The sequence below is a fragment of the Pseudomonas nitroreducens genome (genome assembly GCF_014204515.1).
GTDB classification, from domain to species: Bacteria; Pseudomonadota; Gammaproteobacteria; order Pseudomonadales; family Pseudomonadaceae; genus Pseudomonas; species Pseudomonas nitritireducens_A.
This window is the reverse complement of the sequence record NZ_JACHLI010000040.1, coordinates 33,827-58,865: the sequence shown is the minus strand read 5'-3', so window position 1 is coordinate 58,865 and position 25,039 is coordinate 33,827. Positions and strand designations below refer to the sequence as shown.

Sequence of the window (25,039 nt, the reverse complement as noted above, 5' to 3'; positions counted from 1 at the left end):
CATCACTTCCATTGGGCATACGCTTAAAACCAGTCACAAGACTATCTCCTAGTTTAAGCGTGAGGCCCTGCCCTCAGATACAGGGGGCCAAACCAACCAGCCCATAGGCTTTGCACCGTAGGATTAGTGCAAAGAAATCATCGACCTGGTGGTCTTGGAGCCAGCACATCCAGTCATTCACCACACTGCTATACTCGAATGAGCCATCGAACTCACCGTGGCGGTAGGTGAATGCGCGCTCCCCTGGCTCAAATGAGAGTTCGACTTCTCCATACTCATCCAGGAGGTACTTCGCCAGCAGGTAGTCACCATCGAAAAGAGCCAGCACCAGGATGGCAACCCTATCCCCCGGACTAACTGCATCCAGGATGCCGGTTATGCCATCAAGCAGACCGTCTCGATGCATCAATCGGTCAGCGTTCGCGTTATGGAAGCTGTAGTAGGCCTTCGAAGGGCTGGGCATCATCGTCGTTTCGCTCCTACAGATCGAATTCACTGGCGCAGAGCTGCGTCTGCATCGTCTCATGCAGATCGGCCAGGTGCTCCAGGAATGGGCCGGCGCCGAACATCTTGATCAGCGCCTCGGATTGCGCGGCCGTCTTAACCAAGGGCACGAACGTAGCCGCGCCTAACCGCTTCGCGTGAGCGGACATAGCGATCCAGGGGGAATGGTTCAGCAAGCCATGTATATGGCCGGCCATCCTGTCGAGGAGCTCTGCTGGCTGGATCGAAGGCAGCATGCCCTCGATGCGTACCGATTCCGGGCACAGGCCAGGCAGCAGTTCGTGCACCTCACTCAGTCGCTCCTTACCAGCGACACCGTTCACCGTAATCATCAGGCCAGGCGGGAACCTCAGCGTTTCGTCGATCACAGGCCCATCTTTGGGCACGAAAATCGTGAGATCTACTCCGGCCACATCAAAGCCATAGTCTCGGGCAAGGGCGCAGATCAGCTGAGGGGAGTTGCATGAATAGCGTTCCAGCTCGCACATACCCTGGAACAAGTCCTTCGGGGCCACTGCCGCGAATCCTTCAAACTGGGCCGGAGTCTTGATGAATTCGCTCAGAACCCGGTCTAGAGCCAGACACTTCGTCCACTTCGACTGGCTTGGATGCTGGACTTTGTCGTTGTCTGGAGCTGCGAAGACACCGTTCATGTACGGCAGATACCCCAGGAGGGCATCCCGTATCTGCTTGAGCCGCTGCGCAGTTACTCCCTCACGTTGCTTAGACCGGAGGAAAGCAACCGTAGTGCGGCAGAGGATGAGACCTTTCACCTGCTCCTCGGCCAGTCCAAGCTTGGTAGCAGAGTCTGCAAACTGCGTTACGAGCCAGTAATCATCCGTGGACATTGGCCGGCCAGATGGCTCCAGCGTGAAGGTCAGGTGCGTCACACGCGTCTCGTAACCCATCTTCCCATCGAGGAAGGCTAGCCTTAACTCCTCGGCCGGCTCCGGTAGGAGCTTGGTCGCTGGATACAGCATGCAACGACGAAGATCATCACCCGTGAGCTCGCAAAGAGGGGCCTCCAGGCTTCGATAGTTTCGATGACCGACAGTGCCGGTGATCGACGAGGTGAAAGGCTTCAAGGCCATGCCATGGCCCGCCACCATCTCAGGGGTTGCCCAACAGAGGATTCCATCGAACCAGGTAGTGCCGAATTCCTCTGAGCGCTCATGCAAGTACGCGACGAGCTCAGGCCGCTCAACAACACCTTCCCGCAGAACAGGGAGCATGCGCCCAATAGCCTCTGCCTGTTGCTGATGCTGCGCGATGTCCTCAACCCAACTCTTGCCTCGGTCACCCAGGACGTTCTGCTCTGTGCCAAAGCCAATAAGACCATAGGCCTTGATATCCATGATCAGCTTGAAGTGGGCCGGGGCATTGCTTGTACCGGCCAGCAGCTTCAAACACGGAATACTGGTGACGTCCTTAGTAACCTTCCCAACTCCAGGAATCACGAAGCGATTCATGGTGGAATCTACGGGCTCCACCTCCAGGGCAAGAGGCCCGTGCCGCTCGACAATCGCCTTGGCACCAAGGTAGTCGCCGTCGATCAGACACTCGACCAGAAGATCAACCAGGAAGTCACCCTCAAGGTGATCCACCCAGTGAACCAAGGTAAAGCAGTCCAGGAAATCGTTAGGAACAGACCGCCCCCAGCGCCGAGCAAAGTCAGGTCGAATGACTCCGTAGTAGTGCTCTTCGAGATGCTCAGGCTGAAGGGGCACTTCACTCATCAAAAACCCATCACTTCTGATGCCGCAATCGTCTGCAGGCGGTCGGACGTCTTTGCGATATGCGGGATCAGCGATTCGATCCCGAACACCTGGCGCATCAACTCCCAGTCATCCGGATGCTTCATCAGCTTCACCAGCGATTCCTGACCGGCGAACCGCACCATTCCCTTGAGCGCCAGCTCCTGGTGCCTGGTCAGGGTCTCTTCGCGGAAGTTTGCCAGGAGCAAATCAACGACTACAGATACCGGCATATCAGATGGGTAGCCGAAGAGATCTATTGGGCCCTTGGCCAACCGGATGAGTTCGAAGTAGTGCTCATGGTTTGTGTAATCGGTGGTCGGCGACGGCGGAATGACACTTACCTTCATGCCTGCAGGAATTCGAGCTCCATGCTCGCCAGCCCTTTTGATATGGGGAATGGACACACCGAGGGTGGAGCCGACCATCGACTCACCAAGCTCACCCTCAAGCACCTCAGCCACTCGGATACTGCGGATGCTCTCGTGTTGGAGATCGAGAAGACGCCTCACCAGCGCTGGATTGGCCCACGTGGTGAAGGTCTTGAGCGCCGTCGGCGTCTTCGACAACTCTTGCACCAGGTACTGGATACCTACCCGCTCCACTACCGGGTCGGTGAACAGCGATGCTACCTGGAGCGAATCAGCACCGAGCAGAATCCCTGAACCCAGAGGCAGGAACGTCGAGAGCTGCTTGCCAGCCTCAGTCAGTGCGGCAGGCGAGACTGAATCCTTGGGTAACGTCATCAGGTAGGAGAGCGTCGTTCGGCATAAGACCAGGCCTTCCTTCTGCTCCGGCGCCATCCCGTAGCGGATGAGCTTGTTGCACTGTTCCGCCAGCACTCGCTTATCGCCAGCCAACAAATCGCGCCCGACCGCGTGCACATCGAACTCGAAGCGCTTGAGCAAACCCGAGGCCTCGTCGACACCCAACGTCCGAAGCAGATGCGCGCTGAGGCAGCTCTCCCTGTGCTTTTCCTTCTCGAATTCGAGCCGGCTCAACAGTTTCAGGTCGAGCTGGTCGACGTCCATTTCCTGGTTCTTCCCATCAGCCTCCGCAAAGACGGCAGTCTGTGCGATGCCGAAGGGCAGCAGGTAATCCTGGTTGGAGGCGACCATCTCCGGGGTGGCCCAGCACAGCATGTTCTCGAACCAGATGGCCCCGAACTCGGCCGTCCTGTTTGCCAAAACAATCGCCACCTCCGGGCGCCACAGGTGCCCGCTTCGCACTATTGGAAGATTAGCGCTCAGGAAGTCGGCGTGTTTGTCCTCGCCATAGGCTGGGCTGGCCACCTGGTCGCCGGGGTAGTTCTTCTTCAGCCAGTTGCAGTCGGACTGGTATCCGATGAGGCCCCCTGCCCCACAGGCCTGGATGAGCTTGATGTGATGGCAGAGCGTTTCAGGGTCAGCGATCATCTTGAAAGATTCGTCGCGGTTTTTGCCGTGGTAAGGGATGCTGACCACGCCATAGCGGCTAGAGCTGATGAAGCTCCCCAGAGCGTCTTTGTCGACCTGGATTTTGAACTGGCCATACCGGTGCCAAACCAGGTCAGCCAGGCGGTAATCCCCTTTGCACAGCGCATGGATCAGCAGAACATGAGGCTGGGTGCCGACCAGGGTATTTACCGCGCTCTCGATCTCCGGGGTTATGAGATGGAATCGGTTTTGGTAGCGCTGGACGATTGCGCTCGGCATTTTCTCGAGCAGGAAGCTCAGACTCTTCTTCGACACGTCTTTTCCTCGAAATTGTTCTAGATATCCAGCGTGCCGGCCATGGCCAAGGTTTGCAGCCGGTCATCCAGCTCCGCGATGCGATCCACCAGGGCCTCGGCGCCAAACAGTTCGAAGAGGATGCTCATATGCTCGTTGGTGGTCGCCAAGGTCTGGAAGTCCTGGTGGCCACGGCGCAATGCGTATTCACGCGCCAGAAGAGAGGCAGTTGTCGCTGTAGGAGCAACCATGTACGACCATTGGGTCTCCACGTCCATATCCGTGTTGACGCCGTTCACCACCAGGTGGTTTTCAGCCATCTGTACCAGGTGCTTGGTCTGCTTGGCATCGAGCATGCCCTCAACCGTGACCCCGCAGCCATCCGGGAGCCGAACCCCCTTCTCCAACCATTTGATGATGGAGTCGTTGGAAACAGATGCCTTGAGTTCCGATCCGGCGACCCCACCCAGTCCAAATTCACATGCGTCGCGCAGGGTGAGCTTGCCGCTCCAGGATTCGATGAGCCGGCGTACAAACTCAGGGTCTGCCGTTGGCAGCCAAGCTGCGAGCAGGGTTGGGACTACCTGCCCGACTCCGTTGTGAGTCGACAGCGTCGATATCAGCCGGCCAGACTGGATCTCCAGCCGGAACATGCTCATCGACGGTGTAGGGATAGAGTCTGCCTCATCACCGAAGACCATGCCGCTCAGCAGGGGGAAGTAGTTCTTTAGAACCTCAGTCACCCCGATGTCGGTGCCAGGGTGCCGGTAGTCCATCTTGGTCACGAGGAAGTTGACGCTGGCACGGCAAAGAACCAGGCCCTCGGCGAATTCTCGCCCTATGCCGGTCACGAAACCCTCATCACCGAACTGCTCTATCAGACATGCATCGGTGACTGATGGCTGTGGTCTGCACCCGTCTAGCTCGAAGAATACCCGCTGCAACCAATACTCGTAGGGATACTCAGGGGCGACCTTCTCTGCCTTGCCTGGAACCCGCAGGTCAGTACGCGCCAGCAACTCCCCTACCAGTTCGTTGAGGCGCACGGTTTTCCCACCACCGAGAGGGCTTCTGAGCTCCGCGTACTGCACCACCTTGTAAGGGATCAATTGGCCGGGATGGGCGGCCACCATCTCAGGGGTCGCCCAACACAGAGTCTTGCTGAACCAGGATGGCCGAAAGGCCAGGCCTCTATCGTGGAGCGTTAGCGCCAGCTCGGGGCGCTCCATCCGCCCGTCAACGAGCTTCGGCAGGATATCGAAGAGCTCATGGCTCGTATTGCCACCGGTAGAGAGACGATGATCCAAGATGCCGTCGTGCATCCGGAAGGCCTTGAACAGACCCGTCGCGCCGGACGAGCACAGCAGATGCAGGAACGAGTCGACCTCGTGGTGATTCAGGGCCACCAGCGCGTTATCGATGAGTAGAGAGCCGTCGCCGAGATCGGACGTGTACCAGAGGCGCCCGTCTTCAGAGGGCCTTACCTCGAGCGTAAAGTAGCCGTGGGAGCTCCAGATGAGCCGGGCCAGGTATTCATCGCCCCTGATCAACGCCTGGGCAAAGGCTTGAGGAATGCGCGCACCCTCAAGCCCTTTGACGTCGGCCTCGTCAGTCGAACGAACGTCTTTGTTTCCGTGGGTGCGCGAGAGCATGCGCTCGAACAGGCGTTCCCAGCACTGGTCTGAAGTGTTCGGTCTCAACGCAGCACCTCCTGGTATTCGCGATGAAGACAGCGAATTATCCAGAAATTGCGTCAGATTCCAAGCACTCCCGCCGCTGCTACTGACTGCAACCTTTCCGGTAGCTCGTCGAATCGGTCAGCCAGGGCATCGCCACCGAAGACCTGGTGCATCAACTCGAACCCGCCCTCGTCATTGGCGAAATCCTGGAACACCTTGTGGCCTTTGAACCGCGCAAGCGCTTCAAGCACAAAGCGCTGCTCCTGATCGGCTTTCGGAAGCTGGGCCCAGATGTGCGACGGCTGAAGGGTTCCAGGCACTCCGTTGACAGTGATCGAGCCATTCGAGTTCGTGTAAAGCAGCTCGAGGGCCTTTCGCACTTCGACTGGATCTTTTCTTCCAAAAGTCAGCGTCACCTTGCACCCGGCCGGCAGCTCGACACTGGCGTAAGTCCTCAGCATTGCCCTCGAGTCCACAATTGCGCCCATCCCCGGCTCGTACAGACCCTGTTTCCACAGGTTAGAAAGGGTAATGAGGGACATTTTGCCGTTGTCCAGCTCAACGAACTGCTCGAGCAAATCAGGAGGCATGATGCCTTGGAGCCCAGCCAGGCAGGCAGCATCGGTGCTACCGAGCTGCAGCACAGTACGCGCGTCACGCGGCATCATTGCTTCCCTGTCCGGGGCCAGGCGGGCCGGGTCATTCCCGAAAACGACACCGTTGATGAACGGGATGCGATTTCGACAGACGTTGCTGATCTCGCGCATCAGCTGGGGCTCCACGCCTTCATTCGGCCGGCTCGCCAGGAAGGCAGCTGAGCTACGGCAGAGCTGAAGCCCCTTCGTCTGCTCACCGTTGGGGCCAAATCCATCCCAGAGGTGACGATCACCCTGTTGCTTCAGCAATTCCGCATCGCGGGTCGTCAGCCTTCCGGTCGAGCTGTAAGTATGGATGTGGAACCGCCGAAGAAGCCTGCTATCTGGGTTGTTTCTCAGATAATCCCGCCGCTCCATCTCATCGTCGTTGTCCCCTATGATACGAGTCTTCTGCAAGTACTCCCCAGTCAGTTCTGCCATGGGAGTCTCTTCCTGCCCGTTACGCAAGGTGCATACACCGATCCATTCGTGGCGGATGGGATGGAGTTCATCCGGGTAGGTATCGATCATGTCCTGGCTGGCCCAACAGAGCACGTCATCGAACCAGGGCGCTTTCATGGCCTCACCACGTGCCTTGAGCACCTTGGGCAGCTCTACCTTCTGTACGACTCCGTCGGAATAGATCGGCAGGTGCTTCACCAGCTCCTGATTCTTTTGGTCGATCCTGCCGAGGGCATGGTCGTCGATGTGTGGCGTCTCAGCAGCATAGTTGGCTGCACCGTGGTAGCCGATCAGCCCATGCGCACCGGACTCGATGATGAGCGAGAAGAAGCTGTCCCGGCTGTCTTCTGAAAGCTGGCCGAACAGATTCACAGTCTTGTCCGGGTCTGGAAGCTTCCAGGAGAACTGACCTAGCGTCAGGTGAAACTCAAACCAGCCGTCTTGGGTGATCTGGACAGCCGGCCGACCGCTCGACTCCCAGACGAAGCGTGCGACCCGCTCCTCTCCAGCCAATAGGGCTTCACCGAGGATGCGAGCCCGCATTTCCTCCTGAAGATCCGTAAGTACCTGCTGCAACCTGGCGGACAGGGGCTGACGAGGGGCGAGTGCTGCAAGCTCCTGCTCTGCCTGCTTCCACTGCCTCGATTCCAAAATGGTGTTGTCCATGTCGCCCCCTACAGGTCAAAGCCGCTAACGGCCAGCTTGGTTTGCAGCTTCTCAGGAAGCTCCAGGATCAACGGCTCCATGGCCGCAGGCCCGAAGATGTCGAAGACCAATTCCCAATGCTCTGGGGCCTGGCAGAGGCCCTGGACGGCCTCCAGGCCGTTGAAGTGAATAATCGCCTTGAGTGCCATTGCCTCATGCCCGGCCAATTGAGCTCCGCGAGTCTGGGTCAGCTCGTCGAAAGCCTGCTCGACGGGCATGCTAGTGTTCTTCCCTTCCAGGATGACCGGGCCATCGGCATTCGCGAGTAGGCGGTTCAACATGGCGCCGTGATCGAACCGCTTGGCCATGGAAACCGGCATGCGAGCTGTAACATTGCACCCCTTGGGAAGCCTTAGGTTCTTGTTGTATGCATTGAGCAGATCCATGCCCTCAAGATGAACATTGAGCTCTGGGCCCTTCAGTTCAAACTCCTGCTGCAAGGCGATGATCAAACCTAGCGACTCTGCATTTCTCATTTCGAGTTGGATCAGGTAGTCGAGCAAGGGGCCTTTTAGGTACTTGATCAGGTTTGGGAACACGTCAGGGGCGTCATGGCCGTGGCTATTCGTGAGCACTGCCCCAATCGGAGGTTTCGCAGCGTCGAGTGAAACCTCCTTCTCAAGTCTATCTCTGTCGTCGAGTGCTGAAGCGAACGGGAAGAAGGTCTCCATCGCCACTTTCAGACTGGCCAAGTCTGCCGGGCAGATGCCTGAGTTCGGAAACTGATCCAGGAAGCTCACAGTAGCCCTGCACAGCACATAGCCAGGCTTCTCGATGAGACCTCTGCGCATGGATTCGTCTGCGAAGTTCGTCAGTGCATGCTTATCGCGAACAACAGTCTTCTTGCCGGGCCGATGGAGTCCATAACGCAGAGACGTAAGGACGCCATCAGGCCTGGCGCCACTAGCGAACAACTGTTCCAAGGGTGCCTGATCGTGACTACCAAGATCAGACAACGCCTGCTTGTCCGTGACGACAACTGACTCCAAGAACTCGCCCCGGAGCTCGTGAAACGGGACTTCAAACTCACCAGGGAGGCCAGGTTTCGCCAGTAGGCCACGAACCGCGCTGTGAAGCGGGTGGAGATCTTCAGAATGCTTCTCGACCATCTCCGGAGTCGCCCAGCACAGCAGATCTTCGAACCAGTACGAGGGCAAGCCAGCGCTCTTGGCCTTGAGCACAGCGATCAGCTCCCGGTGATCTACGCCGGACGCAGAAAGCTCTGGCAAGCCAGCACTGATCCTGGAAGTGTTCCCCTGGTGAACAGTCTTCGTCACGTCAGCAATACCACCCGAGATTTTGGTCACCAATGCCTTGCCGTCAGCATTATCGAACATGATCCCAGCGCCGCTAGCGAAAGCCAGGGCGAACAGCTGCTCGGGCGACTTCAGATGTACCAACTGGGAGAACTGCATGTTCTTGGGAAGGTTGAGCAGGTCATAGAGCTTTCCGCCCTCCTGGTCACCGATGTACACGACGCCCGCCCCCTCTTCCCTGACCACCAGCTGGCGAGGCCCGTGCGCATCGATCAGAGCTTGCGCGACAGGGAGATTGCCGTAGTAGAACGCATGGAACACAGCCCAAGGGATAACCCAACCGGACAGCCCCTTCAGCTGCGCCACATCAGCGTCGGTCAAGGGTTGCTGTTCAGTGTACAGCTGCAGGCTATCGTGAAACTCGTTCCAGGACTGCTCAAGATCGTTCGACATGGTCAAATTTCCAGGATGCCGGCGGCAACCGAAGTAATGAGCTGGTTCGGCACCAGCGCGGAATATGGCTCAAATTCCCCAGCGGGAAAGACTTTCAGTGCATTTCGCCAGTCCGAGACCTTTTTCAGGTGCGGTATAAACGGGCCGAGACCTCGGCTCCTAGCAATTGCGCGATAAATGATCGCCTCGGTAGGCCGCTTCTTGAGCAGGCACCCAGAAAGCACTTCCAAAGGCGGGCAATCGGTGGGAATTGCGTTGATCGTGATCGGGCCGTCGGCTGCTGCCAGGGCCTTGAATATGGCTTTGTGGTACGGATCAGTCTCGCCAACCTCGGAGGTTTCCGGATCGATAGTGAGCTGCGTACCGGGCGCAAGACGGAACGTCGGTTTACCGAAGCCGTCCGTGCCCAGCATTGAAGCTCTTGAAGCCTCCAGGTGTAGCTTGGTCTCATCGGTCTGAACACCGAAGTACTTGATGGCATTCATCATCAGGAAGAAGTCACTGCAGGAACGTCGGACTCCCCTGATTACGACGTCGGTAAGCGGTTTAGGTATCTCTCGGCGCATGGCCATGCCGAAGTCATCCTCACCACAGTAGCTCACCAGAGCGGGGCAGCGAAGCGAGCGTCCCTCACAACCCGAGGCCCTTCGGAAGGTATCGAATAGGAAGGCGGCAATCTCCCCGCCTGCCCCCACGGACATTCGATCCAAAGGCACCAGATCAGAGACGGCCTCCCGAGAGTGCTTCAGCGCAACTGGGTTGGGCGACTGGATAGGGAAACCCTTAAGGAAACCCGTGGTGGTCATGCAGAGTACTTTGCCTGCCGGCCAGGCGAGCCCATGCTTCTGGGCCTTCGGCAGGAAAGTTGCCAGGATCGAGTGCTCGACATGCGTTGCATCCCATCCATCTGGCTTGATTCCGAGCTCGAGAGACATCAGCAGCAAGGCGCGCTCCCACGGGTGATCGTCGATTGCCACTCCCAATCTGCCCATCCAACTGGGATCGCATTCGTCTGCCATGGCAGCACTAAAATCGAGCATGTCGATCCGTTTTCGCGGACTCTCTGCCGTGGGAGATACCTCATTCCCCTGGCGCTCGGCGTAAATGACGTCGCTGTACCGGGTGAAAGGACGAAGATCGTCAGGAAATGCGTCAACCATCGCCCGATCAGCCCAGCAGAGGAAACCATCAGTCCCTGGATACCGGGCGAACCACTGCTCATCCCACGCCAGGAGAGTCGCAGCCCTGCTCACCACTCCGGAGGACAGCTCAGGGATCTCAGCCAGTCGATCAGCTGGCTCCTGGCCGTGGAATCGCTGCACCGCATGCTGAAGGGACGTTCCATACAGGAACGTTGGCGCGCCATTCTTACCAATCAGGCCGTCAGCGCCAGTCAGCTCGATGAGCTTGTAGAGCTGACCCAGCTCCTGGGAGCCACCTTCGATCATCGAAAAGAGGTTGGTGTTTTGCATCCAGTCGATGCTGTAGGCACCGCCAGGCTCGATGAGCTTGTGACCATCGTCCTTGATGATCTCCACCTTGATCGGGCCACGGCGCAGCCAGAGCTGCTCAGCCAGTTGGGTATCGCCAAGGAGAAGAGAATTGAGCATCGCCCGAGCAAGAAACTTACCCGGCAGCCCATCCACCAGGCCAATCTGTTCCAGGGTGAGACCAGGTACATCGGGATCGCTGGCGCTTTGACTACGCTGACTGCGCGCCAGAATCACCTCACGCTGGTACTGACCCCAGATCTGCTCCTCAACGGTCGGCTCGATAAACATGACCTACAGCTCCAGGATGTCTGAGGCAATGGAAGTGATCAGCTTGTCTGGCACCTGATCGGCATAGGGGATGAAATCGCCCGCAGGAAACACACTTGTCGCTACCTCCCATTGGGCCGGACTTTCCAGGTACTGCACAAAGGACTCCAAACCGCGATGCCTGGCGATTTCGCGATAGACCGCAACATCGTGGTTGGATTCCTTGCCAACGCAGCCCAGGAGCACGTCAGGAGCATCCAGTGAGGTGTCGATGTCGTTAATGAAGATTGCGCCGTCGGCGTAGCGCAGCGCCTTGCGCACGGCCTGGTAGAACACACTGCCGTCCTTCATGGTGTGGTCAGCTTTGTCGATCTCCAGAGAGGTGCTGACAGCCAGGCGATAGGTCGGCCGGCCGGTATCATCGACGCCAATGCCGAGTGCTTCCTTGGGCGTAAGCATCAGCTTCACCTGGTTGGTTTTGACACCAAAGTAGGCGTTGGCTCGGTGCATCAGCTTGCTCTCTTTGCAGCCCAAAGCCAGTTCCCTGATGACCATCTGCTGTAGGTGCTTGGGCACCTCAGTCAGATAGGCCTGGCCCAATGGGGTGGTGTCACATGCCTTGATGAGGTCTGAACAAAGCACCCTCGGGAATGCGAAGCCAGAGTGCTTGGAGTGCTCCAGGGCGTAGTCCGGCTTCCCAGGGCTGGATGCGTTGCACTGGGCAATGCGTGCCAGGGGCGCGTAGTTGCGGATGGCCTCCCGCGCTACCTGCAGGGCTGTATCGTCAGGCGCCTCAACGGCGAACTCACGAAGAAATGCGGCCGTTGTACGGCAGAGCACCTTCCCCTTCGGGAACGAAAAACCACGCCGGTACTGCTCTGGGAGGAAAGTGCCGACGATGAAATGATCGACGTCTTTTGGCGACCCATATGCCGGTGCAATCTTGAGGTCAATGCTCGACACCAAGTATCGGTGAGTCCAGGGGTGTTCATCAGTCTGCAGGGCGCTGCTCAGGAAGAACGCCGGCTGGCTTTGGGCGGCCATCTCCGCATCGAATGCATCGAGATCGCAGCGGAAGAGCTTGTACTTGCTGGTGTGAGGATCAACTGCAGCGTCTTGCAGGTCGTGGTAAACGACTTCGCGGACGGGCCGATAGGGATGGAGATGCTCGGGGAAGTTTGGAACCATCGCAGAATCAACCCAGCAGAGGAGTTCGTCCCCTCCCCTCATGCCCGAGTACCATTTCTCGGCCAGGGCCCAGACCATAGCTGATCGCGTCACCTGGCCAGCTGAAAGCTCCGGGATCTGAGCTCCACTGTTTGCCGGCTCCTCGGTGCAGAAAGATTCAGCCGCGCCCATGCTCGAGTACTGGAACATCAACGAGCAGGCACCATTGGCCCCGATGAGACCGTCCGCCTTGACCTCGCGGATCAGCTCAAACAGGACACCCAGCTTATCTACGTCGTCGCCAACCATGAGGAACGATGGAAGACTCGACATCCACTCGACCGAAGATCCGTTCTGAAGTACGTGCGCTTTGTCGTATGTGATCTCGACTGCAAACGGTTTCCTGCGGGCCCAGATCTCCTTCGCCAGGGGAAGATCACCCAGCAGCAAGGCTTCCGTCATGGCTCCCGGAACCAGCTCTGCGGGAAGCTCCTCGATCAGACTGAGCTGTTCCGCTTCCAAGGCCTTGCCGTTGGCCAGATCCCTGCAGGCAGAGCCGTCGTAGCGCTTCTTCGACACGAGCTCACGGTAGAGGCTTTTCGCTCTGGCTTGGTCGTCGGTAAGGATTTTGGGCGGTGTAGACAAGGTGCACTCCAGGGCGGCCGGCCGCGCGCTCTGCGACCCCTCATCCATGATCGCGCACCCGGAGCCAGCGGAACAACCAGTAGCCCCTTTCCCACTAAATTACAGCCACCAAAGGGCGCGAGGCGCCCCCACTACTAAGGAACTGCAGGTCGCCAATCAATTGGCGATTATTCCAATTCCGATTGATCACGACCAGAATTTGACGGTCATCGTCTCCATAGCTAAACCAAATAGCAAATTCAGCAGCCAACTGCAGGGATCGCTCCATGCCTGAAAATGAAGAACCAGCCCCCATCTCTCCACCTCTTGAAAACCCTCCCTCTGAACATCGGAAATCAGTGGACAATCCGCCAATTGCAGAAAGAAAACCAGAAAAAACAAAAACCGAGGCTTGGCAAGCCAGAGTATGGACAGCGGCAGCAGGTAACCTCTGGATTATATCCATCGGGATTCTAGCCAATATTACGCTCATAGGAATTGGCGTGTACTCCTTGCTTGAAAGACAATCCGCCACGCCAAATATTATGTTTCAACTTTGCGCAATGGCCATTGTTTCGTCATCGATGTTAAAAGGAATATCCGTACTTGTAGGAGCATCGCTCTGCTTTGCAGGAATCGCCATATCATTCTTTGCTCACGAAAAAGCAACAACAGTAAATGCGTCATACGGCTCCCCACCTAAAAGTGAAGCAGAAGGGTCGAATCTTCAGGTGCCGATTAAAAATAGCGCAGCAGTGGCGATTGGCGCGTATTCGCCAGGAATAGTAGCCGTAATATTCGGCTGCGTGATTATAGGAATTGCAATAATAAAATCAGGGTCGCTTGACTGCCCAATCACTAACGAAAGTCAGGCCAGTTCAGAGCAGCGACAGGCTGAGACTGAAAATTACGAAATGCCCCCGCCTGACCAGGTCGGCCCAGGTGCCGAGCAAAAGGAGGAGCTTAAGCAATGATAAACAATTCGACCCAAGGCATAACCATCGTCTTAGGATTCTTGATGTTCAGCGGTATTTGGGCAGACGAAACAAAAACGGAAGGCATAACGAAAGACGATCTTTGCTCAAAGGCCGAGCTAATCAGCCACGACCTTTACTCGATAGCTTACAGTGCAAAAACTGACAGAGTAGTTCTAGAAACGACAAAGGCAGGAATTATGTCGGTTGATAGAAATACGGAGTGCAATACTGCCATAAACTACATACCAAAGATCGACAAAAAGATTGCAAGTCTTCAGGCGACTCCCCCACCTCAGGCGACCGAAATCAAACCAGGAAAATTCCATTGGAACTGGCTCCCAAGCCAGGATCTTGAGAAAGAGTTACAAAAACAACAGAAGCTTTACGACAATAGAATTCAATGAAAAATATAGGGCGCCATATCGCGCCCTATTTTTCTAGTTCAGACCAAGAAGCTTCTTTCTCTGATTGAATTTCTCAAGAACCCTACTCATAAAGTGATCCCAGGGAAATCCTGATCCAGGATCGGTATGAGTACTCTTTTTGAAGACCTTGGACACCTGGGCATGACTGACGATCCCACGATTTGACTTCACATTAAGCTGAGCATCCGTCAGATGGCGAATCGGTATCAAATACTTCAAACAGTATTGAGCCGTAGCTTCTGCTGCGTTTTCCAGCACAAGTACGCTGTATGCATCCAGCCACTCCTTTTCCTCTTGCTTTGCATAACCAGCAAGCTCTATGTGTACACCATCGTGATTGGCGCCTGGAGCGGCCCAAGCAACATCATTGTCAAGCACACATTGGATGATACTGTTGTTATCCACGCAAAGGTGAGCGGACGCTTCGGTGGCAGTGGTGGCAAAGTATTTTGCTACAGCTTCTGCCGTATCACCTTTTTCAGGAGCCTCCATAGAATGAATGACGATCAGCCTCACGTCTCTAACATCCTTGATTGCATTGAAATGCTTAGCCTTAACGAACGGCCATTTGTCCGTCTCATGCTCCCAATCCATGATCGATCTCCCATCAATGATTATTGAAGTGAGCCTCCCATTCAGAACGCTAACCGAATAATGCAAAAGGCAGCGTAAATTTAGACAGAGAAGACTGCATCGACAAAGAGCATTTTATAACAAGAAATATAGCGAGAAAGTCAGGGCCCCTGACTGTATCAATATTGAATCAACAGGATATGAAACCGTAAAGGGCAGGCGACTTTCAGAACCGAGGGCTACCGTACCAAATCGATAGTCCATCCATTGCTTGGTAGAAATTTTCATCAATATATCCGTGCCAGCTCTCGCTTCCTTGCCAGTGAACCAGAATCGCCAGCTCACCCCCGTTGACCTCGACAATACGCACGTCACCAGGTGCCACACCGAACTCGTCGGCGATAAAGCACACTTCCTTGAAGTAGTCGTCGTTGGCTGCAGGCGCAAGGTCACCGCGCTGGGTCAGGCACCCCAACTCATCGACAAGCTGCCTTGACCTCGCGGGGCGCTGCTGGTCGTACATCTTCACGCGAGCGGAGTTCTGCATGTGCAATTACCAGGAAAATATCGAACCTAATTGACTTCAATTTCATCGTAAAAGATCATTACGCGAATAACAACAAGAAGGTGCATTCATGCTCCCCACCACTCCAGAAGGCACGTCCGCAGAAACTCCCTCCGTTGCAAAGAAATCCTGTAAGCAAAGGCTTACCAGGGTCGTCCTCTTGTTCGTCGCTGTTCTGGCAGTAATTGCCGGCCTTGGCTTTGCATGGCTTTGGTCTGTCGAGAAGGCATACCTCATTGGTGCAGACACTGAGACAGCCAGGATCGGGATCAACACGGATGACCCTTTCTGCTACAAACACCTGGATACATGCACTCCCATGTCGAAGGCAGTGGCCAGGCAGGGCTCCTACCTGAATTACATCATCCTGATGGCTCATTACCGGACAGCCGAAATTGAGAAACTCCAGATGGTGTCCGACCCTGAACGTCTTGGAGATTTCGACTTCAGAGCAGCTGATAGCCTCATGTTGGATGCGGTCGCATACCTCTCGGACAATCAGCTGTATCACTTGCTTGGTGCGGAAGAGCTTCTCTACTCCGAGGAGGCTAGACAGGAATGGCTAAGCAGCATCGAAGAAAAATGGACTCCGTGGGTGAAGCAATCGGCCAGGCTGGAGGCCAAAAGTGGTCTAACGGAGGAAGAGCAAGCCAAGCTGCGTACCTGCTGGAGCAAGCTCGACAGACGGTTCGGTGGCAAGCATCGGCTGATCGTGGACTACGTACAAAAGCGCACCTACGGAGCTTGCTCGGAGACAGTAGCGCCTATCCACCGTGCGTCTGAAGGATCTCTGTGGGAGTACAGTGACGAGCACTATGCCCCGCGCTACGACTACTCGCAGAACTGAGGTGTTTAGAACCGACTCGTTAAACCCCAAAGAGCATATTCCAACACCATTCCTCTAATATTTTTAAAATAATAGACGGAAGCCAAGGAGGCGCCTTTTTATCGAATAATAGCCAAGGCACAAAATGAACCAGGACAATGCAGCAGCAAATGCAAGCTCACTTCGAAAGCTCTTCGAGCGGACGAACAATTGGATAACGAACACTCGTCAGAAATCTCAATCCAAAGCCACCTCACCTCTGAAAGCCTCCCTTAGAGCCTTGGCGTCAATTTTTGTCGGCGTAGCAATCGGTTATGGGATCGTATGGCTTTGTGTATTCGTGCTAATTTCCGGAATTACATGGGGCGCCAAACAGCAACGGACATTGATCGCACTTGATGCCTTCCAAACCTGCGAAACGAACAGGGCTGGTTGTATTTCTACACTACAAGTTGTTGCCAAGCAAGGAAGCCAAATTGCCTATGCCATGCTTCGAGCAAACTTGATTCGCCTGGAAACTGAAAGGCACAAGGTGATGTACGAAGAGCAAGACCCACGATTAAACGACATTGCCGATTTCAGGGAGGCAAATCTAGTTTTCCTAGAAGCAGCGAAATATCTTCCTGATTACGAACTATACACGCTCCTAAGATTCTCCACCGAGATCTGGGATAAGACCGAGCAGGAAAGAAAAAGGAAATTTGCAGAAGAACATTCGCCATTGTTATTCAGGACGCTTTTGCTTGAAAAAACAGGGCTTAATGACACTGAAAAGAAAACTCTTTCAGACTGCTATGTGACATTGAGTGAAAAGTACAAGGATAAAATTCCAGGGTTCTGGGATAAAGAGACCTGGGGTGGGTGTGGAATTCAAAGGGAAGAAAGAGACCGCGTTGAGTTTGACTTCCCATAACGGATAGAAAAAGCCCGGCTACTTGCCGGGCTTTTGCTCTTCGACCAACGCACGCCATTTGGCTTGGGCAGCTTTCCTCGCGATGTCCTGATGCTCTCGCTGCTGTTCCTTGCTGTAATCCCCTTCTACCCACACCTGGCACCAAGCCAACTCGCCGGCATGATCGGCCATCTCATCCCAGTTCCAATTGGGGCCTCGCATTCCGTCCTCGAGGAAAGACTCGAAGAGCTTCTCGGCGAAGGTTCGCCCCTGCCTGGCCGCAGCCTTGGCTGCGCGATTGGTGTTGGACATAAGCGGCTTCCTAGAGCGACTGAGCGAGCGATTCGAGGACTCGCCTGGCAAAGGCCGGAGCCTGCTTCTTCGCTTCGAAGTCGCTACTGTAGCCGCGCTGCACCTGCTCGCGATAGATCAGGTCAAAGCTAGGCTTCTCGAAGGAGCTACGAACTACCAGCATGGGATCACCGGCCAGCTGCTTGATCGCCACTGTCGGAGTCATTTGCAGCCAGCCTTCCTTGTCTTGTCGCGGGTAACGGTCTTCTTCAGCCGAGCTTTGAGGCTCGGGCACATCACCTTTGCCGGCGCGATGCAGGTACTCGGGCGTCAGGTTGGCCGCGTAGATGATTAGGCCAGAGAGGCTCAGGCCATAGAACTCCATCAGCCGCTCCAACTTTTCGAGCGTGATCCCGTTCTGACCCGTCTCGAACTTGCTGCAAAAGCCACCGCTCACTTCCAGGTGATCTTCGATCTCAGGTTGGGTGTAGCCGGTGGAAAGTCGCAGCGCCTTGAAGACCTGGCCCAGGGGATAGCTCATACAGGATCAACCCGTGCGTCTTCAGCGGCCATCTCGTAGTCGTACTGTGCATCGACAACTTCGCCCGGCCACAACACCTGGAAGGCTTCAATGATCTTGAGGCGGAACGCTTCGAGCTGAGCCTTCTGCTCTTCGCCGGCCGGAAGCTTTGCCAGGTAATCCGGCGCAGTGACGAACGCCGTGTTCCCACCCTGCCCGCTCACTTCGTTACCTTCCGACCACACCACCAGGTTCCTGATTTCTTTGTCCATCGTCTTCGGTTTCCTTACTCGGCCAGAAGCTTGGCCAGGATCTCATGGGCCTGCATGGGGCGGTCTAGCCCGGCACGCTTGAGCATGGAGCGGGCGAGTTCGTCCTGGGCCATCTGGAAGGCATCGGACTCAGCGTCGCTAAGTTCATTGTCAAAACACGCGGTCGGCGCGCCGAACATCAGGTAGCTGCCATTTACACCCAGCACCAGGCGCTTCATTTGTCCCTTGGTGAGCTTTTTGCGCTTGGGAGCACTCATTGACTATCCGCCCAGGCTTGCACGCTTCCACCGGCCTTCTGGACGGCCAGCGCTCGAGATGTGGCTCCAGACAGGTCGACGTTAAACTTCACCAGCGCATCGTAGGCCACCTGGCCGGCACCAATCTGCTGAACCAGCTGCTGCTTTGGCGGACGAGAAAGGTTGGTGAGGCTTTCGATAGTGGCGAAAACGCACTCAGCCAGAAACAACAGAGCATCACCGGCAGTCTTTGTGGTGCCGTACATGGGAGGCATGGTGATCTCCATCGGGTTCCCGTACTGGGCAGCCCACAGATCCACGCGGCCATCGAACTTGGCCAGATCCGCAACCTGAGTCCCCTCTGGGCTCACGTCAAACTGACGCATGAGCTTAACTGCGGCAGTGACAATCTGGATGTGCCGCTTAAGCTCGTACTTACCAGGATTCTTGCTCATCGCCATGCGAGCGATGATCGCCATCAGGATGTCAGTGACGGCAGCGATTGCCTGGCTTACGTCGGTGATCTCTTTGCGCATGTTATGTCCTAATTGACCTCAGTACCGGCTCCCAGCCTTCCTCGATTACACGTTCAGCGATTTCGGGGTTCATCGCCAGCTCGTATGTTTGGGAGCGGATGTACAGATCCCAACGCTTCATCCCCTTTCTGGCTGCCAGGCGCTCCTCGCGCAGGCGTTTGTAGACCGGCCAGAATCCTGCATGGCCTTGAAGAGGCCCGGCTGCGATTCAGCTACCAGGAAACCAGACCAAAGCTGAATCTCAGTAGTCCCCCCGGTGGTGGCCTTACCATCACCGCAGTTGATTTTCTCCCACTCGCACACCAGGATTTTCCGGTCATCTGGGAGGATCGCCAGGGGAGCTTCAACGTCTTCGTCGATGCATTCAGGGGTGATCTGGATTCCGTCAGCCCCCAGGATATAGATCCCTTCGTAGGTGATATACGGCCGGTCGTCCATGGTCACTTCAGCAGCACATTGAAGGCTTTCTGAAGCTCTGCACTGGGCTCCACCTCACCCACGCGTTTTTTCTTCGGTTTGGCCACCACCTGCTTGATAGTCGAAGCCTTCTCTTTGCGCTTGCGCTCAGCCAACAACCAGCGACGTGCGGCAGCGACACCGATCTTCATGGCTTGCTTGAAGTCAGCGGTTGTATGGCCGTGGTTTACCAGCTTCCCCTCAGTTGTATGGAGGGTGTAGTAGATCCCATCCACCTTGTCGGGATAGCTCATGGTTGTTGCAACGATGACTGCGTTTCCCTGCTCATCAGAGACCAGTCGGCATTCGGGATAGTTGGCCATGCGATTCTCTCCTCTAGTCCTTCTGCGCCACGGTCTTGTGCTGGACACTCAAGTCATGGGTTTCAAACCACTTGAAGTCAGTTTCGATGGCTTTGAGCATTTCCGCATCACTGGTCATTATGCCGGCCATCGTGGTCGGATCACTGCTGCAGTCATTCATGGTCGGGCAAAGTTGGAGTAAGCGCTGCTGAGTGTGATAGCCAATGGAGCCCTCGTAGTTTACCCCGCGAGCCACAGAACGAATCGTCTTGTTGCGCGCTCTGGCCGCTATATCCGGCCGCTCCCGCATCGCCATCAGAACACCTGTCACCACCACTTCCTCGAAGTAGCCGTATTTGATCCCAGGGAGCATCGTAGACTCCAGCCGCACTGCCGGCATTACTGCCTTGATGTAGGCTTTATCGGCGTGGAGCAGACTGATACGGCAATGCACTGCCTCGTGTGTCAGATTGAGCATCCAAGGGCCCATTTCAATGGCCGGTGTGCGAATGAAGACGCCACAAAGGGTCGGCTCTGGGTTGTTCTCCGGCAGTCCCCTGTCCACAACAACATGCATGGCGACGCGCTGATAAGTCTGCTTCCCCAGGCTTACTGCCTGAAGTCGCTTGAGCGAGTCCTCCGAGATGCCAGCCTTCTTGACTGCATCGTGATCCAAGCCTGTTCCAAAGGTCTCCGGGTGCCCCTCATGGGTCAAGACAATGCGCATACTCTTGGGGACGACGTCGCGAATGAACTCGGTTTTCCTGAATCCCTCGGTACCGGGTAGGTACAGGTTCGTGACCGCTCGACGCTTGGCCATGCCACTTGTCCCGAGGAGTACGAGAGTCAGCACGACGAACGCACAAACCCCGATGACGGTATATGCCAGGCGACGCCCAGGTGACATCGCCATTACTCGACCTTCAGAGGTTCGACAACGACATCGTACTTGTCGTGATTGAGGTTGATTTCGAGGCCAGCCGCAATCTTGTCAGCCACACGCTCATGGCTGGCTTTGATGGACTCTTCCACGCGGCCGGTGCTGCGCTCAACGACCTTCACCACCCACTTCTGAGCTGCAGACATTACAGGGCACCCTGGTTCAGATCGACAGCTTCCGTGTCCGGACGGGACACGACTACGCACTCTTCCCCGTCGAAGCTCCAGTACCACTTCTGGCGTATACCGCCGGCAATGACATCGAGCGAACTGCCTCCGAAGTCCTCCACGACAGTTGCGAGCTCGTCTGCGTAGGAGATGACGGCGCCAGCCGGAAGGCGTTCACGTTCGGACATGTGTTAATCCTTTAAACTCGTTTTGATGGTGTCATTGTGTCACAACGCGCAATGTTTTTCAAGTGGATTTGAAACTATAGTTTCGGCTTTCGCTCGTCATCCCAGGCGTAGTCTGCATCCCGGTATCCCTGCGAGTCACCGCCCGGCGGGCCCCAGGTCGGGCAATGCTTGATCAGGAAAGCCTTCAGCTCCTTTTGCCCCATCATCTTGGTCTTCTTGCCGCAGTGCTCGCAGGTGTACTGCTGATACACACGCCGGCCGTGGATCGGCGAATACGGATGCTGCTCAACCCAGCAAACGGGCTTGTAGAAGTGCCCGCACAGACCGGGCACCCAGGTGAGCAATGGCTTGATCAGCAACCGGTAGAGGATGCTCTCATACAGCCAGGGGGAGACCTTCCACATACGCTTTCCTGAACTTCTTTAGGCCGCGAACGGCATCATCCCAGTGCTGAGCACGGTTTTCGTCTGCAACCAAGCGATTCAGCCACTGCGGCGTCATACGCCAGAACAGAGACAGGTTCCGCGTGTTCCAGCCCTTCTTGACGTACAGCTCCCGGAACTCCTCCGGGGTCAGTCGTTTGATCATGCCTCACCTGCCCTGGCCGGGTTATCCCAGACGAAGATCGCGTTCTCTGCCTGGAAGCGATGCGAGCGGGACACCAGGTAATCGCCCTGCAATACCTTCGTGACGCGCGGCATGATCGGCTTGTTGCCGTGCTGGTGTTTGTTCCCAACCACGATGTACCGCTTCACCTTTGACAGGATGGCCTCCTCGTCGAGGCCCTCCCCCTGGATGTTGCCACCCAGCTCTGGATGGTTCGGGTCATGACGGTGCGAGACCCAGGCACCTATCACTACCTCAGGCTTGTAGTGGTCGACCGCAGCGTTGCCATCCATTTGCAGAACATCAGGGCCATACCAGACCGGACTGTGCTGCGCCTTCTCCAGCGCCTTGATCACCTCGGGCCGGGTCTGCACGTAGTTGTCAGTCATGGTGATGCCCAAGCCACGTCCCAAGGCGCCATTGCCGGCTCCGACCTCGATCACGTTACGCGAAGGGCTTACCTCCAGGATGAGCTGGTTCAGGACATCCAGCAGCTCGAAGGTCGGCAGGCAGTACAAGCCGGACATCACGCACATCATGGAGAGCGTGTCACGGTCGAACTGACGGTAGAACGCCGTGGGCATCACTTTCAGGGCGTCGCCATCGAAAATCTGGGGAACCATCACCGCGATCTTCTCGAAGTCAGGCTCCAGTTGGACGATGTTGCTCATAGGTGAACTCCAAAAAGTCAGGTCGCGCCGCTGTCGAGGTAAATGCCGTAGGACTTGATTGCATGGGTCTCAGCCTCTCTACCATGCATACGATCCAGCATCGCTTCGACGCTGGAGGTACTTTGCGCCTCGTCGAAGTAGGACTCATCCCCCATGGTCGCCACGAGACCATCATCGATCCCGACGATAACCAGGCCGGCACGTTTGCAACTGAGAAGTGCCGCCTCAAGCTTCTTGATCGCAGCTTTTTGGTTGGGTGTGAATTCGTTCAAGCGAATCTCCGTTTCGCGGCGCCAGCATTGAGCTTGCGGCACCTTTCGATGTCCCAATTCTGAAACCTAAGTTTCGTTTTTACAAGAGAACCCTGAAAGTATACTTTCAATCAACCTTCTTTTGCAGGCGTCATTTGCCTTGGCTCCGGCTGCCTGGGCATCATCGAAGTAACAACCGACCCGAGCCAGACATGAGCAAACCCTTCCTCTTCGCCACCGACACCCACCGCCTCTCCCGCAAAGAAAACGGCGACGAGATCGTGCACACGCTGCTCCTCAATTCACAGAGGGTTTCCCCTGAAGAGCTGAGCGACCTATGCGACCTGGAGGATCTGTTGGAGGGAGCGCCCCTGGACGAGCACCTCATGGATGATGAGACCTCTGGGTGCTATCGGTGCGACCTGGGTGGGCACGTTGTGTACTTCATCCAGAGCAAGGGCCATGAGGATCTGTTCACCGAAGGAGGCCTTGAGCCAACCTACTTTGAGCCAATCCCCTCCGTGGCCATCCACATCGCACGAGACGCACTGGCCAGGGTGCTCTTGCCGGCAAATACGGCCATGGCGCGGGGCACCTTCGGCATCGAGGGCGGCTCCGAGATGATCGCCGACGACCTGGAGTACACCTGGGGCCCCTTCCCACGTTTTCGTCTCTTCCGCGACGGCGAAGCTGTGTGCGGCCTGAGCACTGAGAGCGGTCGCGTGCACATGGTCTACTCGGCCATTCGGGGCCAGGGCCTGGCCACCGAGCTTTTCGACCGGGCGAAGGCGTTCCTGGGGGATCTGGAGCACTCCAGCCAGCTCACCGACGACGGGAAAGCTTTCGTAGCTGCACTCACCCGCCGGGACGAAGGTTTCGAGCCCTAAACGTCGAGCACGTCAACTGCCACCTGGGTGATCAGCTCTTCAGGGATATGGTCGGCATAGTCGACAAGCTGTTCGCCCCCAAATGCCTTGATAGCCAGCTCCCAGCATGGGTCAGCGAGCAGGATATGGCTGAAGGCCTCGACTCCCCTCTTTCGCATCAGCGCCAAGCAAACGGGGCCAAGGGAGCCAACTTCTAGAAGTTCACCGACCCTCGCCTTCCCAAAGCGCCAGAGCTCGTCCGGTTGCGCAAAAAAACTCAACGATCCGTCGCTTCCATTGAAGGCTTCAACAGGACGCCAGTTGACCCCAAGCTTTTGGAATGCCCGAAAGAATCGGTCAAACGGCTCCGGCGGCCACCACACTCTCAACTTAACACCCGCCTCCCAGCTCAACCTTCGCGCACCTTCTGGGATGGTCAAAACCATTTCCTGCTCACCGCTGGAGAGACCGAAGCGCGAACCTTCCCCAAGGGAGTCATGGTGATGGGTTCGCATGAGGTGCAGACGAGCGATTCGATTGTAGTCATCCTCATGGAGCCCAAGCTCAAGCAACTGCTTCTCGCTTTCCCTCGACGCGAAGTTACGCATCGACACGTTGCCGCAAGAGGCACGATGCTCGGCTAACCACGAGGTTTGGGCACCGATGCTATCCAGGTGTCTGGCCCCGGCATACAGGTACGGCAGATAGTCGATGGGCCGAATGTCGGGGAACCAGTTCCGAGGGCGTTTCCAACGGTAGTTACGAAGATGGAAAACGGTTGTTCGACAGAAAAGCATGCCTGGCTTCCCCTCGCCAAACCTGACCGAGTTCAGGGCGAGGACATCCAGATTGCTGAGTTCCTGGTGCTCTGGCCCGGACTCACACCGGTACGCAACGAGATACGATCTCGTAAGTAGCGGCGCTGAAGCAGGGTCTAGCAGTTCCCGCGTCAAAAGCTCGGTGATACTTCCATCAGCCTGCCTGAGCGTGAACACGAACTGCCGCCGGTACGGAATGAGTCCGCCGGCAGAGGCCAGAACCATCTCCGGCGTAGCCCAGCACAGAGTCGTCTCTAACCTACTCTTCCCGAGCCGGGCCTTCTTCATCTTTCGCCACAGGTAGCGAGCCAGGTCAGTGTTACGAAGAACCCCTCCATCCAGAGTCGGGAAAAATGAAGGCTCCTTTCGCTCAGCCCAGCCCAGGCGGCACTCGAGTTGATACCCTTCGAAAAGGAGCTTTCCCCAAGCACTTCCTGCAGCCAAGGCAAGGCCATTAGAAGCGTACTCTACTTCACGAAGGAGCCCATTCGATTGCTTTGGGTTGTAAGGCGCAGATGAGTCATCGTTGCGGATCATAGCCATCTCGATGATTACGGTTCGCCCCAACCCCTGCACTTCAAGTGAAGTTCCTGCAGTGCCTATTCGGATCCACCCACGTCCATATCGTCTGTTCAGGAACCGTAAGACCATAACGTCGGCAAAGTAGACGGCCTGCACAAACAAAACCAGACATTCATTGGCCTCGAGGCAAGAAACCATGATCTTCATGTCACGGCAGGTATTGCGCCAGCCGTAGCCCATATCCTGCGCCATTCGATGGGGAGAAAAGATCCTGGGTTCTAGCTTAGCTCGCATCAAGTCATATAGAGCTTGACTGCAGACTTCCAGAACATGCTCTCCACGCGGGGGCCGGCAAGTTGCCGCCAGAGTCCTGATCAACCTGCGAACAAACATGCTCCCTCGCTTTTACAACGAAATTGTGGAGATCAATC

At 56.2% G+C, this 25,039-nt stretch carries 30 protein-coding genes; 5 read left to right on the top strand and 25 right to left on the bottom strand.

Features of this window, described 5'->3' with window-relative positions; genetic code table 11:
• Positions 1-73: 73 nt before the first annotated feature.
• Genes HNP46_RS31510 through HNP46_RS31475 form a run of 8 tightly spaced genes read right to left on the bottom strand, consistent with a single transcriptional unit; the run spans position 74 to position 12,729 of the window.
• Entirely contained in the window at positions 74-466 is a 393-nt protein-coding gene (locus HNP46_RS31510; RefSeq protein WP_184596999.1) for a hypothetical protein, read from the bottom strand.
• Positions 467-479: 13 nt separating this feature from the next.
• The gene (locus tag HNP46_RS31505) at positions 480-2,240 is read right to left on the bottom strand and encodes a hypothetical protein (protein WP_184596997.1); all 1,761 of its coding nucleotides are present in this window, start codon (positions 2,238-2,240) and stop codon (positions 480-482) included.
• Positions 2,240-3,988 (bottom strand): hypothetical protein, encoded by a 1,749-nt coding sequence (locus HNP46_RS31500; RefSeq protein WP_184596995.1) that lies wholly within the window; start codon positions 3,986-3,988, stop codon positions 2,240-2,242. The genes HNP46_RS31505 and HNP46_RS31500 overlap by 1 nt, the downstream gene beginning before the upstream one ends.
• A 20-nt stretch (positions 3,989-4,008) precedes the next feature.
• On the bottom strand, positions 4,009-5,667 hold the full coding sequence (locus HNP46_RS31495) for a hypothetical protein (protein ID WP_184596993.1): 1,659 nt from the start codon (positions 5,665-5,667) through the stop codon (positions 4,009-4,011).
• Between the two features lie 53 nt (positions 5,668-5,720).
• Positions 5,721-7,409 (bottom strand): hypothetical protein, encoded by a 1,689-nt coding sequence (locus HNP46_RS31490; RefSeq protein ID WP_184596990.1) that lies wholly within the window; start codon positions 7,407-7,409, stop codon positions 5,721-5,723.
• A gap of 8 nt (positions 7,410-7,417) precedes the next feature.
• Positions 7,418-9,157 (bottom strand): hypothetical protein, encoded by a 1,740-nt coding sequence (locus HNP46_RS31485; protein ID WP_184596988.1) that lies wholly within the window; start codon positions 9,155-9,157, stop codon positions 7,418-7,420.
• A 2-nt stretch (positions 9,158-9,159) separates the two neighbouring features.
• Entirely contained in the window at positions 9,160-10,938 is a 1,779-nt protein-coding gene (locus tag HNP46_RS31480; RefSeq protein WP_184596986.1) for a hypothetical protein, read from the bottom strand.
• A 3-nt stretch (positions 10,939-10,941) separates the two neighbouring features.
• The gene (locus HNP46_RS31475; RefSeq protein WP_184596984.1) at positions 10,942-12,729 is read right to left on the bottom strand and encodes a hypothetical protein; all 1,788 of its coding nucleotides are present in this window, start codon (positions 12,727-12,729) and stop codon (positions 10,942-10,944) included.
• Between the two features lie 266 nt (positions 12,730-12,995).
• On the opposite strand from HNP46_RS31475, the gene HNP46_RS31470 reads away from it, so the two are divergent.
• Together HNP46_RS31470 and HNP46_RS31465 are read left to right on the top strand one after the other, a co-directional pair.
• Positions 12,996-13,682, top strand: a complete 687-nt coding sequence (locus HNP46_RS31470; RefSeq protein WP_184596982.1) for a hypothetical protein — start codon at positions 12,996-12,998, stop codon at positions 13,680-13,682.
• Positions 13,679-14,089, top strand: coding sequence for a hypothetical protein (locus HNP46_RS31465; RefSeq protein ID WP_184596980.1), 411 nt, complete (start codon positions 13,679-13,681; stop codon positions 14,087-14,089). The genes HNP46_RS31470 and HNP46_RS31465 overlap by 4 nt, the downstream gene beginning before the upstream one ends.
• Before the next feature lie 33 nt (positions 14,090-14,122).
• Here the strand turns inward: HNP46_RS31465 and HNP46_RS31460 are convergent, their stop codons facing one another.
• The gene (locus HNP46_RS31460) at positions 14,123-14,704 is read right to left on the bottom strand and encodes an N-acetylmuramoyl-L-alanine amidase (protein WP_184596978.1); all 582 of its coding nucleotides are present in this window, start codon (positions 14,702-14,704) and stop codon (positions 14,123-14,125) included.
• Positions 14,705-14,909: 205 nt separating this feature from the next.
• Positions 14,910-15,230, bottom strand: coding sequence for a hypothetical protein (locus tag HNP46_RS31455; protein ID WP_184596976.1), 321 nt, complete (start codon positions 15,228-15,230; stop codon positions 14,910-14,912).
• A gap of 88 nt (positions 15,231-15,318) precedes the next feature.
• Here HNP46_RS31455 and HNP46_RS31450 point away from each other — a divergent pair, with 88 nt between their 5' ends.
• Both HNP46_RS31450 and HNP46_RS31445 read left to right on the top strand, forming a co-directional pair.
• The gene (locus HNP46_RS31450; protein WP_184596974.1) at positions 15,319-16,095 is read left to right on the top strand and encodes a hypothetical protein; all 777 of its coding nucleotides are present in this window, start codon (positions 15,319-15,321) and stop codon (positions 16,093-16,095) included.
• Between the two features lie 124 nt (positions 16,096-16,219).
• A complete protein-coding gene (locus tag HNP46_RS31445; protein ID WP_184596972.1) occupies positions 16,220-16,987 on the top strand; it encodes a hypothetical protein in 768 nt (255 codons plus the stop codon).
• Between the two features lie 18 nt (positions 16,988-17,005).
• Here HNP46_RS31445 and HNP46_RS31440 read toward each other — a convergent pair whose 3' ends face one another.
• The 14 genes from HNP46_RS31440 to HNP46_RS31375 all read right to left on the bottom strand — a co-directional run bounded on the left by HNP46_RS31440 (position 17,006) and on the right by HNP46_RS31375 (position 22,423).
• Complete coding sequence (locus HNP46_RS31440) at positions 17,006-17,278, bottom strand: hypothetical protein (protein WP_184596970.1); 273 nt, start codon at positions 17,276-17,278, stop codon at positions 17,006-17,008.
• Between the two features lie 10 nt (positions 17,279-17,288).
• Entirely contained in the window at positions 17,289-17,798 is a 510-nt protein-coding gene (locus HNP46_RS31435; RefSeq protein WP_184596968.1) for a helix-turn-helix domain-containing protein, read from the bottom strand.
• On the bottom strand, positions 17,795-18,049 hold the full coding sequence (locus tag HNP46_RS31430; protein WP_184596966.1) for a hypothetical protein: 255 nt from the start codon (positions 18,047-18,049) through the stop codon (positions 17,795-17,797). The genes HNP46_RS31435 and HNP46_RS31430 overlap by 4 nt, the downstream gene beginning before the upstream one ends.
• Before the next feature lie 14 nt (positions 18,050-18,063).
• On the bottom strand, positions 18,064-18,306 hold the full coding sequence (locus HNP46_RS31425) for a hypothetical protein (protein WP_184596964.1): 243 nt from the start codon (positions 18,304-18,306) through the stop codon (positions 18,064-18,066).
• Positions 18,303-18,821, bottom strand: a complete 519-nt coding sequence (locus tag HNP46_RS31420; protein WP_184596962.1) for a hypothetical protein — start codon at positions 18,819-18,821, stop codon at positions 18,303-18,305. The genes HNP46_RS31425 and HNP46_RS31420 overlap by 4 nt, the downstream gene beginning before the upstream one ends.
• Positions 18,822-18,938: 117 nt before the next feature.
• Complete coding sequence (locus tag HNP46_RS31415; protein WP_184596960.1) at positions 18,939-19,265, bottom strand: hypothetical protein; 327 nt, start codon at positions 19,263-19,265, stop codon at positions 18,939-18,941.
• The gene (locus HNP46_RS31410) at positions 19,262-19,600 is read right to left on the bottom strand and encodes a hypothetical protein (protein WP_184596958.1); all 339 of its coding nucleotides are present in this window, start codon (positions 19,598-19,600) and stop codon (positions 19,262-19,264) included. The genes HNP46_RS31415 and HNP46_RS31410 overlap by 4 nt, the downstream gene beginning before the upstream one ends.
• 13 nt (positions 19,601-19,613) lie before the next feature.
• Positions 19,614-20,399: a hypothetical protein gene (locus HNP46_RS31405; RefSeq protein ID WP_184596956.1), complete on the bottom strand. Its 786-nt coding sequence runs from the start codon at positions 20,397-20,399 to the stop codon at positions 19,614-19,616.
• A 92-nt stretch (positions 20,400-20,491) separates the two neighbouring features.
• Positions 20,492-20,665: a hypothetical protein gene (locus HNP46_RS31400; RefSeq protein ID WP_184596953.1), complete on the bottom strand. Its 174-nt coding sequence runs from the start codon at positions 20,663-20,665 to the stop codon at positions 20,492-20,494.
• Positions 20,665-20,874 carry a hypothetical protein gene (locus HNP46_RS31395; protein WP_184596951.1) on the bottom strand — a complete coding sequence of 70 codons (210 nt, stop codon included), beginning with the start codon at positions 20,872-20,874 and terminating at the stop codon, positions 20,665-20,667. The genes HNP46_RS31400 and HNP46_RS31395 overlap by 1 nt, the downstream gene beginning before the upstream one ends.
• A gap of 74 nt (positions 20,875-20,948) precedes the next feature.
• Entirely contained in the window at positions 20,949-21,278 is a 330-nt protein-coding gene (locus HNP46_RS31390) for a hypothetical protein (protein WP_184596948.1), read from the bottom strand.
• Positions 21,250-21,462 carry a hypothetical protein gene (locus HNP46_RS31385; RefSeq protein ID WP_184596947.1) on the bottom strand — a complete coding sequence of 71 codons (213 nt, stop codon included), beginning with the start codon at positions 21,460-21,462 and terminating at the stop codon, positions 21,250-21,252. The genes HNP46_RS31390 and HNP46_RS31385 overlap by 29 nt, the downstream gene beginning before the upstream one ends.
• Positions 21,459-22,151: a hypothetical protein gene (locus tag HNP46_RS31380; RefSeq protein ID WP_184596945.1), complete on the bottom strand. Its 693-nt coding sequence runs from the start codon at positions 22,149-22,151 to the stop codon at positions 21,459-21,461. Before HNP46_RS31380 ends, HNP46_RS31385 begins: the two co-directional genes overlap by 4 nt.
• Positions 22,152-22,168: 17 nt before the next feature.
• Positions 22,169-22,423 carry a hypothetical protein gene (locus HNP46_RS31375; protein ID WP_184596943.1) on the bottom strand — a complete coding sequence of 85 codons (255 nt, stop codon included), beginning with the start codon at positions 22,421-22,423 and terminating at the stop codon, positions 22,169-22,171.
• 191 nt (positions 22,424-22,614) lie between these two features.
• Here HNP46_RS31375 and HNP46_RS31370 point away from each other — a divergent pair, with 191 nt between their 5' ends.
• The gene (locus HNP46_RS31370) at positions 22,615-23,289 is read left to right on the top strand and encodes a hypothetical protein (RefSeq protein WP_184596941.1); all 675 of its coding nucleotides are present in this window, start codon (positions 22,615-22,617) and stop codon (positions 23,287-23,289) included.
• Here the strand turns inward: HNP46_RS31370 and HNP46_RS31365 are convergent.
• A complete protein-coding gene (locus HNP46_RS31365) occupies positions 23,286-24,848 on the bottom strand; it encodes a hypothetical protein (RefSeq protein WP_184596939.1) in 1,563 nt (520 codons plus the stop codon). The two genes, HNP46_RS31370 and HNP46_RS31365, sit on opposite strands and share 4 nt — an antisense overlap.
• Positions 24,849-25,039 lie beyond the last annotated feature (191 nt).